General features: G+C 30.9%; 9 protein-coding genes and 1 tRNA gene. 4 read left to right on the top strand and 6 right to left on the bottom strand.

Features of this window, described 5'->3' with window-relative positions:
- The first annotated feature begins 76 nt into the window (after nucleotides 1-76).
- Entirely contained in the window at nucleotides 77-844 is a 768-nt protein-coding gene (locus ABXT47_RS00135; RefSeq protein WP_415308474.1) for an undecaprenyl-diphosphate phosphatase, read from the top strand.
- On the opposite strand, the gene ABXT47_RS00130 is transcribed toward ABXT47_RS00135, so the two are convergent.
- The 4 genes from ABXT47_RS00130 to ABXT47_RS00115 form a co-directional block, all read right to left on the bottom strand.
- Nucleotides 841-1728, bottom strand: a complete 888-nt coding sequence (locus ABXT47_RS00130) for a DMT family transporter (protein WP_415308472.1) — start codon at nucleotides 1726-1728, stop codon at nucleotides 841-843. The two genes, ABXT47_RS00135 and ABXT47_RS00130, sit on opposite strands and share 4 nt — an antisense overlap.
- Nucleotides 1729-1734: 6 nt before the next feature.
- On the bottom strand, nucleotides 1735-3006 hold the full coding sequence (locus tag ABXT47_RS00125; RefSeq protein ID WP_415309373.1) for a 2-oxo acid dehydrogenase subunit E2: 1272 nt from the start codon (nucleotides 3004-3006) through the stop codon (nucleotides 1735-1737).
- A gap of 1 nt (nucleotide 3007) precedes the next feature.
- A complete protein-coding gene (aceE, locus tag ABXT47_RS00120) occupies nucleotides 3008-6046 on the bottom strand; it encodes a pyruvate dehydrogenase (acetyl-transferring), homodimeric type (protein WP_415308470.1) in 3039 nt (1012 codons plus the stop codon).
- Nucleotides 6047-6176: 130 nt separating this feature from the next.
- Nucleotides 6177-7364, bottom strand: a complete 1188-nt coding sequence (locus ABXT47_RS00115; RefSeq protein WP_415308469.1) for an acetyl-CoA C-acetyltransferase — start codon at nucleotides 7362-7364, stop codon at nucleotides 6177-6179.
- Nucleotides 7365-7440: 76 nt separating this feature from the next.
- On the opposite strand from ABXT47_RS00115, the gene ABXT47_RS00110 reads away from it, so the two are divergent.
- A tRNA-Arg gene (locus tag ABXT47_RS00110) sits at nucleotides 7441-7517 on the top strand.
- Nucleotides 7518-7638: 121 nt separating this feature from the next.
- On the top strand, nucleotides 7639-8064 hold the full coding sequence (locus tag ABXT47_RS00105) for a PaaI family thioesterase (protein WP_415308467.1): 426 nt from the start codon (nucleotides 7639-7641) through the stop codon (nucleotides 8062-8064).
- Between the two features lie 12 nt (nucleotides 8065-8076).
- Here ABXT47_RS00105 and ABXT47_RS00100 read toward each other — a convergent pair whose 3' ends face one another.
- Nucleotides 8077-10098, bottom strand: coding sequence for a TRAP transporter permease (locus ABXT47_RS00100; RefSeq protein WP_415308465.1), 2022 nt, complete (start codon nucleotides 10096-10098; stop codon nucleotides 8077-8079).
- 41 nt (nucleotides 10099-10139) lie between these two features.
- On the bottom strand, nucleotides 10140-11165 hold the full coding sequence (locus ABXT47_RS00095; RefSeq protein ID WP_415309372.1) for a TAXI family TRAP transporter solute-binding subunit: 1026 nt from the start codon (nucleotides 11163-11165) through the stop codon (nucleotides 10140-10142).
- Between the two features lie 179 nt (nucleotides 11166-11344).
- Here ABXT47_RS00095 and ABXT47_RS00090 point away from each other — a divergent pair, with 179 nt between their 5' ends.
- Nucleotides 11345-13825: a helicase-related protein gene (locus tag ABXT47_RS00090; RefSeq protein ID WP_415308464.1), complete on the top strand. Its 2481-nt coding sequence runs from the start codon at nucleotides 11345-11347 to the stop codon at nucleotides 13823-13825.
- The last annotated feature ends 28 nt before the right edge of the window (nucleotides 13826-13853 follow it).

Genomic DNA, 13853 nt, shown 5'->3' with positions numbered 1-13853 from the left:
TTTTTGCTAATTATGCATACCTATTATGTTGCCACGGAATTGTTTTATTTTAAGGCTATTTAAGTTACGAAAGAAAATGCTAACCAATATAATAGAAATTGTAATTCTGTCACTTGTACAAGGTGTGTCTGAATTTTTACCAATAAGCTCGTCTGCTCACTTAATTGTTGTCTCTTCTCTTTATGAGTTTAAATCAAACTCTCTATTGATAGATGTTAGTTTGCACCTTGGGTCTTTATTAGCAATCATATTTTTTTTTAGAAAAGAATTGGCTGATCTAAAAAATAATCAAAGATTATTATCATTAATGATTTTTGGCTCTATACCTCTAATAGTTATTGGGTATACCCTTTATAAAACAGGGTTAATTTATATATTAAGAGACATAAAAATAATTGCTTGGACAACTTTGATATTTGGAATCATTTTATACATTGCAGACAAATGTAGGTTTGATAAAAAAATATCATCTAACTTAAATTTAAAAGTAATATTGTATATTGGTTTATTTCAAACACTTTCATTAATACCGGGAGTTAGTAGGGCAGGAATTACAATTACTGCTGCAAGAATTTTTAGATTTAATAGATTTGACTCAAGTAAAATTTCTTTTTTATTGGCTATTCCTGCTTTAGCAGGAGCAAGTATATTGAGCTTAAAAGATGCTATTAGTCAAAGTTTTGAATTTAATTATCTTATATTTATAGCGATTGCTTTATCTTTTTTGTCTTCTTATTTTACTGTTAAATTTTTCTTAGAATATATAAATAAATTTTCTTTAAGTGTTTTTGTATTCTATAGAATTGTAGTTGCAATAATTTTATTTATTATAATATATAATTAGTTTTTTTTAAGTATTGGTGTCAATTGAGAAAATAAAACTCCAAATAAAATGAATATACAGCCAAATAAATTATTAATATCTAAAATTTGATCTAATAAAATCCAAGCTGCAATAGTTGCAAAAACACCTTCTAAAGAAAAAATTATTGCTGATGGAGCTGGGGAGATATTTCTTTGTGCATATATTTGCAATACAAAAGCAAGACCTCCAGATAAAACTCCAGCATATAAAATTTGAAATTTTTCTTTAAGAATATTTAACCAAATAAAGTCTTCAAAAATTAATCCTACAATCAATGATAAAGAAGCAACAATTAAAGTTTGAATTGCACCAATTGTTAATGGAAGATTGTAGTTTTCTATAATTTTGCCAGTAAAAATAATATGTGTACTCCAGAAAAATGCACCCATTATTATAAGCGCATCACCAGTTCTAACCGTTGCACTATAAAAATTAGTTAATAAATAACCTCCTATCACACAAAGAAGAACAGAAGGCCAAATGCTCCAGTGTATTGGTTTTTTATACATAAAAAAAATTATAAACGGGACCATTGGTACATAAAAAATAGTAAAGAATGCTGCATTAGCAACATCTGTATAGAGTAAAGCCACTTGTTGAAGTGCTGATCCTAAGAATAAAGATAGGCCTATTAAAAGAGCTAAGTTGGTAAATTCTTTTCGATTTCTTTGGACTGATTTTGAGATATTTTTTCTTTCAAAAATAAAAGCTAAAGGGGCTACTACTAAAAAGCCTACAAAAAACCTAACCGCATTAAAAGTGAAAGGACCAATGTCGTCCATTCCAGTATCTTGAGCAATAAAAGTTGTTCCCCATATGAATGTACAAAGTAATGCACAAAATAATGATGAGGTTTTTGACATTAAAATTTATACAGCTAATTTATAAGCAAAATTTTTGCCTAAATTTTCTTTTAGATCATTATTAAATCTAGCTGCTTCAGCTCCATCAATTATCCTATGATCATATGATAATGAAAGCGGTAACATTGTTCTTGTTTCAAATTTTCCATTGATAAAAATTTTTTTTTTTTGTGCTTTACCTACTCCTAGTATAGCAACTTCAGGATAATTTATTATTGGTGTAAAAAATGAACCTCCAATTCCTCCAAGACTTGTAATGGTCATAGATCCTCCAAAGAATTCTTTCTTATCTATTTTTAAATTTCTACATTGGTCACTTACTGTTTTCAATTCATTGCCAATATATGATATACTTTTATTATCAGCATTTCTAATTTTTGGCACCATCAAACCATGTGGTGTGTCGACTGCAATTCCGATATGAAAATAATTTTTCATTGTTATTTTTCCATTTTCAATATCATCTATTGATGAGTTGAAACTAGGAAACTTTTTTAAAGATATAACTAGAGCTTTAACAATAAAAGCTAAGGGAGTAATTTTTTTTCTCTCACCAGTATACATATCTGTAAGTGAAGTTCTAAAATCTTCCATTTCAGTTATATCTGCTTCATCATGGTTTGTTACATGAGGTATTGTAGTCCAAGAATTAACTAAATATGTAGAGGCTAATTTTTTAACCCTAGGCATATCTTTAACTTCAATTTCTCCAAAATCAGAATGGGGAAATTCACTAAAAATTTTTTTAGGTTGAGCTTCAATTTTATCTGAAGTTTTGTTAATTTTAGAGGATATAAAATTTTTTACATCATCTTCTACAATTCTTCCTTGCCTTTCACTGCCAACTATCTCATTAATATTAACACCAAGCTCTCGAGCAAATTTACGTACTTTTGGACTTGCAGATGAAGCTTCTGAATTGTTTTTTTTTATTAAATTTTGTGTTTGTATAACTTTTTCAATTTTTTCTTCTTGATTTTGATTTGTAACAAGCTCTGCTTCTTTAATAGTTTTTTGTTCTATACTCTCTTCTTCTTCTCCAGATTGCTCTACAATTAATATTAAATCACCTTCTGAAACCCTATCTCCTACTTTAATTTTAACAGACTTAACCTTTCCATCAAAAGAAGCTGGTATTTCAACACTAGATTTGTCACTCTCAATTGTAATAAGTGGATCATTTTTAGATACTGACTGACCATTTGAAACTAATACTTCGATTACCTCAACGTCTTTAAATTCACCAATATTTGGTACTTTAATCTCTTTATCTGGCATCTTATAGTTTTGTTGGCATTGGTTTGCTGCCATCAATGTTATACTTCTTTATGGCTTCTTTAGCATATTTTGAGGCTATTAGTTGTTCTTTTGCTAGTACGCTAAGTCCATAAGTAACAATATGTTCTTTATCAACTTCAAAAAAATTTCTAAGGTTTTTTCTAGTGTCGCTTCTTCCATAACCATCTGTACCTAAAGAATAAAAACTTTTATTAGTATAAGGTCTGATTTGATCAGAATTCATTCTCATATAATCTGAAGCTGCCAAGATTGGTCCTTCAGTTTTTCCTAAACACTGCTCTACAAATGAAACCTTTTGTTCTTTATCGGGATTTAAAAGATTATACCTCTCAACTTCCATACCATCTTTTCTCAACTCGTTAAAACTAGTGACACTCCAGATTTCACTATCTATCTGATATTCATTTTGAAGGATTTCTGCTGCAGTTATCATTTCTCTCAATATTGTGCCTGAACCTAAAAGTTGAATTTTAGTTTTTTTATATTTGTTGAACTCTTTAATTTTATACATTCCTTTAAGAATTCCTTCTTCACAATTCTTATCTTTTGGTATACTTGGATGTGAATAATTTTCATTCATGGTTGTGATATAATAAAAAACATTCTCATTTTTTTCATGCATTCTTCTCAAACCTTCTCTAAAAATAACAGCTAGCTCATAATGAAAAGTTGGATCGTATGTCACACAATTTGGTATTGTTGAGGCTATCAAGTGACTGTGTCCATCTTGGTGTTGTAGTCCTTCACCAGCTAAAGTAGTTCTTCCAGCTGTTGCTCCAATTAAAAATCCTCTAGCCTGACTGTCTCCACCTGCCCATGCAAGGTCACCTATTCTTTGAAAACCAAACATAGAATAAAAAATATAAATTGGTATCATTTCAATATCATGATTAGTGTAGGAAGTTGCAGCAGCAATCCATGACGACATTGCTCCAGCTTCATTAATTCCTTCTTCTAGAACTTGTCCAGTTTTCTCTTCTCTGTAAGAACTTAACTGAGCAGAATCTTCTGGTTCATACTTTTGACCTTCGTGTGCATATATTCCTATTTTTTGAAAAAATCCTTCCATACCAAAAGTTCTTGCTTCATCAGGAATAATTGGAACTAATCTTGGTGAAACATTTTTGTCTCTTAATAAATTTGTAAACATTCTAACTAATGCCATGGTTGTGGACATTTCCTTTTCACCCGTTGATACTTTCATAAAATCAAAAATATCTTTTGCTGGTGCTTTAATAGGTTTTGAATATGTTGTTCTTTCAGGTAAGTGACCACCAAGTCTCATTCTCTTTTCTTTAATATATTTAATCTCTAGTGATTTTTCATCAGGCTTAAAATATTCAACATTTTTTACTTGTTCATCTGTTAATGGGACATCAAAACGATCTCTATAATATAGCAAATCATCTACATCTAATTTTTTAGTTTGATGAGTAGTGTTAACACTTTCACCTGTTTTTCCCATACCATAACCCTTAATGGTTTTAGCAATTATAACCGTTGGGCTACCTTGGTTTTTTGATGCCCGGTCGTATGCTGCATAAACTTTATGAGGGTCATGACCACCTCTATTTAATCTCCAAATATCTTTATCTGATAAACTAGAAACTAGCTCTTGAGTCTCTAGATATTTCCCAAAAAATTTTTCTCTAACATAAGCTCCATCTCTAGCTTTCATTGCTTGATATTCACCATCAACAGTTTCATTCATAGTTTTAACTAAGTGACCTGTTTTATCATTAGCAATCAATGAGTCCCAGTAAGAACCCCAAATTACTTTAATTACATTCCAACCAGCTCCTCTAAAGCTTCCTTCTAGCTCTTGAATAATTTTTCCATTACCTCTGACAGGTCCATCTAATCTTTGAAGATTGCAGTTTACAACAAATATTAAATTATCCAGTTTTTCCCTAGCTGCTAATCCTATTGCACCTAAAGATTCGGGTTCATCCATTTCTCCATCACCAAGAAATGCCCAAACTTTTCTACCTTCATCTTTAATTAATCCTCTGTTAATTAAATATTTCATGTATCTCGCCTGATAAATTGCAAGCATAGGCCCTAGTCCCATTGATACAGTTGGAAACTGCCAAAACTTTGGCATCAACCAAGGATGTGGGTATGAAGAAAGTCCACCTGGTTTTACTTCTTGTCTAAAACTATCTAATTGTTTTTCATTTAATCTACCTTCTAGAAATGCTCTAGCATAGACGCCTGGTGCACTATGACCTTGAAAATAAACTAAATCACCACCAAATTTATTATTCTTAGCTCTCCAAAAATGATTCATTCCTACATCATAAAGTGTTGCTGCTGATGCAAATGTACCTATATGGCCACCTAATTCAGGAAATTTTTTATTTGCTCTAACAACCATGGCTGCTGCATTCCATCTAATTAAAGATCTAATTCTTCTTTCAATATTCTGATCTCCATTAGACTTAACTTCTGCCTCTGGTGGGATTGTATTAATGTAAGGAGTGTGCTGTGTATAAGGAATATTTGCACCTTCTCGATATGCTTTGTTAATTAATTCTTTTATCAAAAAATGAGCTCTTTGATTTCCATCTTTTTCAACAACTGCAGATAAAGACTCTAACCAATCTTGAGTTTCTAATGGATCAATATCATTGCCATTTGTAACCTGAATTATTGTTTGTTTTTTTTCCACAACTGGGCTTTGTTCAGTGGTCGCTTCTTTTTTTTCATTTTTTAAAACTGATTCTGCTTGTTTAATAATACTTTCTGTATCTTTAGGAATTGGCTTTTCTGAAGGGCTTTCTTTTGAAGGCTCAACACTTAACAATAAATCCCCTTTAGAAACTTTATCACCCACTTTAATATTTACAGATTCTACCTTACCAGTGACTGTTGATGGAATTTCAACGCTAGATTTATCACTCTCAATAGTAACAATAGGATCATTTAAGTTTATTTTATCTCCAACTTTTACTAAAAGTTCAATAACCTCAACTTTTTCAAATTCACCAATATCTGGGACAAGTAATTTTTCACTCATTATTTAAATCGATTTATACACCTAAAAAAAACTATATCTCATGTTATTTTAGCACAATAATAAGTTTTTTTATGCAAACCTGTATTTTTATTGAACAAAAAACTTAAAAAATTAACAAATAAATAAGAAATTAATTTCTTTCAATGCACATGGCTATACCCATTCCACCACCAATACAGAGAGTAGCGCACCCTTTGTTTTTATTTTGTTTTATCATTTCATGAATAAGGGTTACTAAAATTCTGGTTCCAGAAGCTCCAATTGGATGTCCTAATGCAATTGCTCCACCATTAACATTCACAATTTTTTTAGGAATTTTAAGATCTCTAATCACAGCAATACTTTGAGCTGCAAATGCTTCATTGACTTCAAATAAATCAATATCTTCAATTTTCCATCCTGCTTTTTCTAAAGCTATATTAACAGCCATAATTGGACCTAGTCCCATCAATGAAGGCTCAACACCACAAGTTGCCCAGGAGACCACTTTTGCTAAAGGTTCTATACCTCTAAGTTCCGCCTCTTCTCTAGACATTAAAATAGTTGCTGCCGCACCATCATTTATTCCTGATGAATTACCCGCCGTAACTGTTCCATTTTCTTTAAAAACAGTTTTTAATTTTTTTAAATCCTCTAAGTTTAAATTACTTCTTGGATGTTCATCTTTTTCAAAAATAAAATTTTTATCATCTGTATTAATATTTAATTTAATTAACTCGTTTTTGAATTTATCATTACTTATGGCATCTTGTGTTTTTTTTTGAGAATTGAAGGCGAACATATCCTGTTCATCTCTAGAAATTTGATACTTTTCTGCTACATTTTCTGCCGTAACGCCCATGTGATAATTATTAAATGAGTCTATCAGTCCATCATTGACCATTGTATCAACTAATTTATTTTCATTTAATTTTTTATCTTCTCGATAAAGTATTGTATGTGGTGCTCTAGACATATTTTCTTGTCCACCAGCGATTATAATTTTATTTTCACCTAGTTTAATAGATTGATATCCTGAAATTACAGATCTTAATCCAGATCCACATACTTGATTAATTGCATGTGCAGGTTTTGAAACTGGAATTCCAGCATGAATAGAAGCTTGTCTTGCTGGGTTTTGCCCTAATCCAGAAGTGAGAACGTGTCCCATAATCACCTCATCAATATCGTCTGATTTTAATTTTGATTTATAAACAGCTTCTTTAATAGCTAGTGCACCAAGTTTATCAGCACTAAGACCTTTTAAAGATCCTTTATATGTGCCTATAGGTGTTCTTAATGCAGCTGTAATAACCACATCATTTGATTTTTTGCTCATTGATAGTACAGCATAATATTTTATAACTTAAATTACATCAAAAACTTTGATATGTTGGACAAAATTATTTAATTAAGGACCGCTGGCCAAATTGGATAAGGCGCTCGGCTACGAACCGGGAGATTCCAGATTCGAGTTCTGGGCGGTCCACCAAAAAGGATAGATAAAAATGTTAGATTGGCTATTAAAATCATCACTACAAAAATCAGTTATATATTTTTTTATAATTATTTTTATAATTTTATTAATTTTAACTTTCGTATTATAAAGAATTATGAATAATAAATTTGAGCAAATAAGTATTAGACCTGGCTTTATGAAACACAATGGTGGTGTTTTATTTAGAACTATTTCTGAAACAGAGTATGAGTTTAAAAGTACAATTAATGAAAATCATTTAAATGCAGCTGGAATAACTCACGGTGGTTATTTATCAGCCTTAATTGATGCCGGAGTAGGTACTGCAGCTCACAGGGCATCTGGAAATGCACCTTGTGTAACTATTTCATTGGATTTAAAATTTATTGGTGCCTCTAAACTAGGTGATATAATTACTGGCTTTACAAGAATTCTTAAAAAGACCAATACACTAATATTTTTATTTTGTGAGCTGAAATGTAATAATAAAATTATAACCTCAGCATCAGGTATTTGGAAAATTTTAAAAATAAAACCATCTGATCTTGGTCCTGGTGGTTAATTTTAATTAAGTTTAATTCTTAATTTTTTTATTCATTATTTGCAAAATAAATATAGGGCTAATAACAATAAAACCAAAGATCATAGTTTTAATTCCTGGTGCAACAAAAAATAATGAAACAATTCCAATGATCCATCTTTCTAGGACAGAAAGTGGTTTAAACCAGTAACCTGAAAATGCTATACCAATAAGAGCAATCCCTATCATTGCACCCAATAAAGTTATTAATAGAGTTATTAAATTAAAATCATCAGTTATTAAAAGTAAGGAAGGAGAAAAAACAAATACAAATGGCACTAATGCTTTCGCTATACCCAACCTAAATGCTGTATTACCTGTTTGGAATGGATTAGATTTTGCTATTCCTGAAGCAGCATAGGCTGCTAATGCTACAGGTGGGGTAATATCTGCTAAAACTCCATAATAGAATACAAAAAAATGTGCCACTAATGGTTCAATATTTAATTGAGCTAGAGCGGGAGCTGCAACAGCCACAAGTATTATATAGGTTGCCGTAGTTGGAATTCCTGCCCCCATTATGATGCATGAAATTGCAATTAATATTAATGAAAAAAATAAAGTAAGTTCTTCCAATGAAAAATAAGAGATAGGCCAAATATTTCCAAAAAAAATTCCTATATCTCCTGCTGTTTGTAAAACAACAAATCCTAATCTAAAACCCACACCTGTTAAGGTAACCACACCTACAATTATACCAACACAGATAGCAGCTGCGCCAACAGCAAGAGTATTTTTTGCTCCTGAGGCAAAACAATTAAACAAATCTTTTAAAGTAAGTTTATTTTTAGGTTTTAATATACCCACTACTACGCACGATATAATTGCATATATTGCTGCAAAGTCTGGTGTCTTTCCAGATAAAATAAAATATACCAAAATAAAAAGAGGTATTAACGAAAGCCAATTTTCTTTTAATACATAAAAAAATTTAGGCATCTCTTTATCTTCTAATCCTCTAAGCCCTAATTTTTTTGCCTCAAGATGAACCATGATAAAAATTCCAAAATAATGAAGAAGTGCAGGAATTAATGCTGCCGCCAAAATATCTTTAAGGGGTATCTCTAGATACTCAACCATAATGAAAGCTGCAGCACCCAATATCGGAGGAGTAATTTGGCCACCTGTTGAGGAGGCCGCTTCTACTGCTCCTGCAAAATGTGCAGGATAACCAATTTTTTTCATAGCAGGAATTGTCAATGATCCCGTTGTAACTGTGTTTGCTATAGATGAGCCTGAAATAGTTCCCATAAAAGCTGAAGAAAATATTGCAACCTTTGCTGGCCCACCTGAAAACCTTCCCGCTACAACCATTGCTAAGTCAATAAACAATTTTCCAAGACCCACTTTTGTTGCCAAAACACCAAATAAAATGAATAGAAAAACATATTGAGCCATAACACCAACGGCAATGCCATAAACGCCCTGATTTGTTATATAAATATGATTAACGAAACCCAACCAACTTGTTCCTCCGTGCTTCAAAGCACCAGGAGCTAAAGGTCCAAAAAGAGCAAATAGAGTAAAAATTATTGCAATAATTGGAAGTGTTGGGCCAACAGAACGTCTTGCAGCTTCTAGAGTTAAAACTATTAATACAGAACCAATAAAAACATCTAACAACCCTGGATTGCCCACTATGCTTGCGAGTTCTTTAGATGGAAGAAATGGTAAGTATAAAGCCGAACCAACTGCTAAAAATGCAAATATATAATCTAAAATAGAAATATTTTGAAAATAAAAATATCCTTTATTAGTTTTGTTTAAATCTTCTTTTTTGTTCCAGCCAAATAATAAAAAGACTAAAGCTAATACAAATGAAATATGAATTCCTCTATGTAGAACTTCTCTTACCAAACCAAAACCGGAGGCCCAAAAATGATAGACTGACATTAAGACTAATAATAATGAAACTAATACTTCGAGTTTTACACCTAACTTTCTAAACGAAAGTTGAGGATCGTAATTTTTTTCGATTTCTTCTAATTCTTTTTCTGTTGGGATTTGATTATTCATAAAAAAACCCTGGGTTTTAGACCCAGGGTTTAATGTATTATTTATTTAATTAGACCTGCTTCTTTATAGAAACGCTCTGCTCCAGGATGCAATGGTACACCAACACCTGCCAAGGCAGTATCTGGTGTAATTGTTTTTCCTTTTGAATGTCCAACATCCATCAACTTACGAGACTCGGAGTTCCACAAAGCTTTAGTAATATTGTAGATTAAGTCATCGTCTTCTTTTGCAGATGTAAACCATTGAGCACCTACAGCTACAGTGCTAGTTGATTTAACACCTTCATAAGTGCCTTCTGGTATTGAGCTTTGAGAAAAGAAACCATGCTTATCAGTTAATTTTTTTGCTCCAGCACCATCAATTGGAATCAACTTTATTGAAACAGAAGATGCTAGTTCTACTAATGCGCCAGTAGGATATCCAGCAACTACAAAAATTGCATCGACTTTTCCGTTTCTTAAAGCGTCTGTTGCAGCGTTACCTTTTAATGCTTCGGCTTGTACATCTTTTTCACTAAGACCATTTGCTTCTAATATTAAAAGTGCATCCACATATGTTCCTGAACCTGGCTCATCTAATGATACCTTTTTTCCTTTTAAATCTTTTACAGATTTAATTTTGCTTTTCTTTAAAGTAACTAAATGAATGTGCTCTTCGAATAAAGCCGCTATTGTTCTTAAATCTTTGGCAGGCTCTTTGCCTTCCATAGTTCCAGTTCCAGTATAAGCCCAATAAGCAACATCAGATTGTGCAAATCCTGAATTTCTTAAACCAGATATAATCGCATTTACATTATCCACTGATCCTCTTGAAGAAACAGCTGATGCAATTAAACCATCAACACCACAACTTCCGCCTTTGCCACATTCTCTTGATCCTGGAGGTTTAGAAATTGCATTAGCAATCATTCCTCCAACTGGATAATAAGTATATGCCGTTCCACCAGTACCTATTGTAAAGAAAGAAAGCTCTGCAGAATATGTTTTACCTGCAAAACTAGCTATCAAGAACAATGTTATGGCAAATTTTTTGAATAAATCTTTAAACATTTTTTCTCCTATTTTTATTAATGAAAATAATTGTTACACTATGTTATAGTTAACGGACATATTTATTAATCAGATTGATTTAAAAAAAGTAAAATGAGAACTTTTTCTCCTGCGATTCGGTCATGTTTTAGCCTATTTTTGTTCTTTATGAGTAACAACATGTGGTGGAGTATAAATTAAAGGTACCATTAATAGAAATGTCTAAAAACAAAATTACAGCTGTTCTCGGTCCAACAAATACTGGAAAAACATACTTAGCGATTGAAACTATGCTTTCTTTTGATTCGGGAATGATTGGTTTTCCCCTGAGGCTGCTTGCGCGTGAAGTTTATGACAAAATTATTAAAAAAATTAGTGTAGATAAAGTTGCCTTAATTACTGGTGAAGAAAAAATCATTCCTTCAAATGCAAAATATTTTCTTTGTACAGTAGAATCTATGCCAATTAATAAACATTTGGATTTTGTTGGAATAGACGAAATACAAATGTGTGCAGATCATGAAAGAGGTCATATTTTTACTGATAGATTATTAAACCTACGTGGAGAAAAATTAACTATGTTTATGGGTTCGAGCACGATTAAAAATATAGTAAATAAATTAGATGAAGATACAGAATTTATAAATAGAGAAAGACTCTCTAAACTTACCTATGTTGGCCATAAAAAAATTTCAAGAATAAATAGAAAAACAGCCATAATTGCTTTTTCAACTGAAGAAGTTTATGCAATTGCAGAACTAGTTAGAAGACAAAAAGGTGGGGCGGCTATTGTTATGGGTTCGTTAAGTCCTAAGACACGAAACGCGCAAGTTCAACTATATCAATCTGGAGATGTTGATTTTCTAGTCGCAACTGATGCAATTGGAATGGGAATTAATATGGATTTAGAAAATGTTTTTTTTTCAAACTTAAAAAAATTTGATGGGAGAAAATTAAGGCGTCTTAACATGTCTGAAATTGGACAAATTTCTGGAAGAGCAGGCAGATATTTAAATGATGGAAACTTTGGAATTACTGGAGACTGTAAAGAAATTTCTGCAGAACAAGTTGAATTACTTGAAAATCACAAATTTGAAGAAATTAATATTCTTTTTTGGAGAAATTCTAATTTAAATTTTAATAACGCTTTAAGTTTAGTTAAATCACTTGAAGAAAAACCCAATAGTGATTGGTTAAAAAAAATACATGAGTGTGGAGATGAAAAACTTTTAAAATATTTTTTAAAAGATATGGATGGTCACAATATTAAAAACAATCAAGAAACATTAGAATTACTTTGGGAATGTTGTCAAATTCCTGATTTTGTTAAGAAAACCTATGGCAACCACCTTGAGGTCGTTAGTAAAGTTTTTAGTTTTTTGAATGGTAAAGATGGCAAAATTACCGATGATTATATGAGGTTACAGTTAGTAAAATTGGATAAATTAGATGGAAATGTTGATTCTTTATCAAATAGAATTGCAAATGTTAGGACTTGGTCATATGTTTCAAATAAAATTAATTGGGTAGAAAGCCAAAGTTATTGGATAGAAAAAACAAAATTATTAGAAGACAGATTATCTGACAGACTACATGAAGAACTTACTAAAACTTTTATTGATAAAAGAGCCAGTGTGCTCGCAAGAGGATTAAAACAAGATATGGAATTCAAAACTGAGATAATGGATGATGATAAAGTAATAATTGATGAACAATTTATTGGTAATTTAAAAGGTTTAAGATTTGAGCTGGATTTAAAAACTGGTGCACTTGAAACTGATATTAAATCGCTAAAAAAAGCAGCAAGACAAACTGTTGGCCCAGAGCTACAAAAAAGAATTCAATCAATTATAGATACGGGATTAATAGAAATAAAAGATGATTTTAAAATTTATTGGAAAAATTTTCCGATTGCTAGATTAATGGCTGGTAAGGATTATTTAAATCCAGAAATCTTTTTAATAGTAGATGATATTTTAGAAAATGATGATAAAAAAAAATTATCAGAATTTATTGGAAATTGGACTAAAGAAAAAATAAATTTAGTACTAAAAAGTCTAATTGACTTAAAAAATTTAAAGGAAAGTAACTCATCAATTAAAGCTTTGGCTTATCAATTATATGAAAATAATGGTGTAATTAAAAGAGAGGCAGTAGCTGAATATTTAAAAAAACTTGGTCAAGATGAAAGAAAAATTTTAAGAGATTTAGGTGTAAAATTTGGAAGATATCATGTTTTTTTATTTAAATTATTAAAGCCTGAAGCTGTGTCCCTAAGAACATTATTATGGAAAAACTTTAATCAAAAAAAATTTGATCTAACTCCTCCTACTTTTGGTTTAAACTTTTTAGATAATAAAAATATAAAAGATAAAAACTTTATGCTTCTTTGTGGTTTTGAAAGTTTTGATAATTATTTTGTTAGAATAGATATTTTGGAAAGGTTATTTGTACAAATAATAAACTCTGACCCCGAAAAAGGTAAAGAAATTAAACTAGTTCCTGAGATGCTTAATTTATTAGGATGCAGTAAAGAAAATTTTAAAAAATTAATTGAAAAAATGAATTATAAAACACATGAGAAAGACAAAGATATTTATTTCAAATATAGCCCACAAAAACAAATTAAGAAAAACCTTAAAAAATCATCACCTTTAAACAATCCATTTAAGGTATTAAAAAATTTAAATTTTAGTTAGTGATTAGCTTTTTTAAAAACAAAAGGAA

Source organism: Candidatus Pelagibacter sp. Uisw_099_02 (assembly GCF_047727625.1).
GTDB lineage: Bacteria > Pseudomonadota > Alphaproteobacteria > Pelagibacterales > Pelagibacteraceae > Pelagibacter.
The sequence above is the reverse complement of the archived record's forward strand: the minus strand, read 5'-3'. Positions and strand labels throughout refer to the sequence as shown.

Coding starts and splice junctions, on each gene's coding strand:
- ABXT47_RS00135 (WP_415308474.1), top strand. CDS start 77: ATGCTAACCAATATAATAGAAATTGTAATTCTGTCACTTGTACAAGGT.
- ABXT47_RS00130 (WP_415308472.1), bottom strand. CDS start 1,728: ATGTCAAAAACCTCATCATTATTTTGTGCATTACTTTGTACATTCATA.
- ABXT47_RS00125 (WP_415309373.1), bottom strand. CDS start 3,006: ATGCCAGATAAAGAGATTAAAGTACCAAATATTGGTGAATTTAAAGAC.
- aceE (WP_415308470.1), bottom strand. CDS start 6,046: ATGAGTGAAAAATTACTTGTCCCAGATATTGGTGAATTTGAAAAAGTT.
- ABXT47_RS00115 (WP_415308469.1), bottom strand. CDS start 7,364: ATGAGCAAAAAATCAAATGATGTGGTTATTACAGCTGCATTAAGAACA.
- ABXT47_RS00105 (WP_415308467.1), top strand. CDS start 7,639: ATGAATAATAAATTTGAGCAAATAAGTATTAGACCTGGCTTTATGAAA.
- ABXT47_RS00100 (WP_415308465.1), bottom strand. CDS start 10,098: ATGAATAATCAAATCCCAACAGAAAAAGAATTAGAAGAAATCGAAAAA.
- ABXT47_RS00090 (WP_415308464.1), top strand. CDS start 11,345: ATGTCTAAAAACAAAATTACAGCTGTTCTCGGTCCAACAAATACTGGA.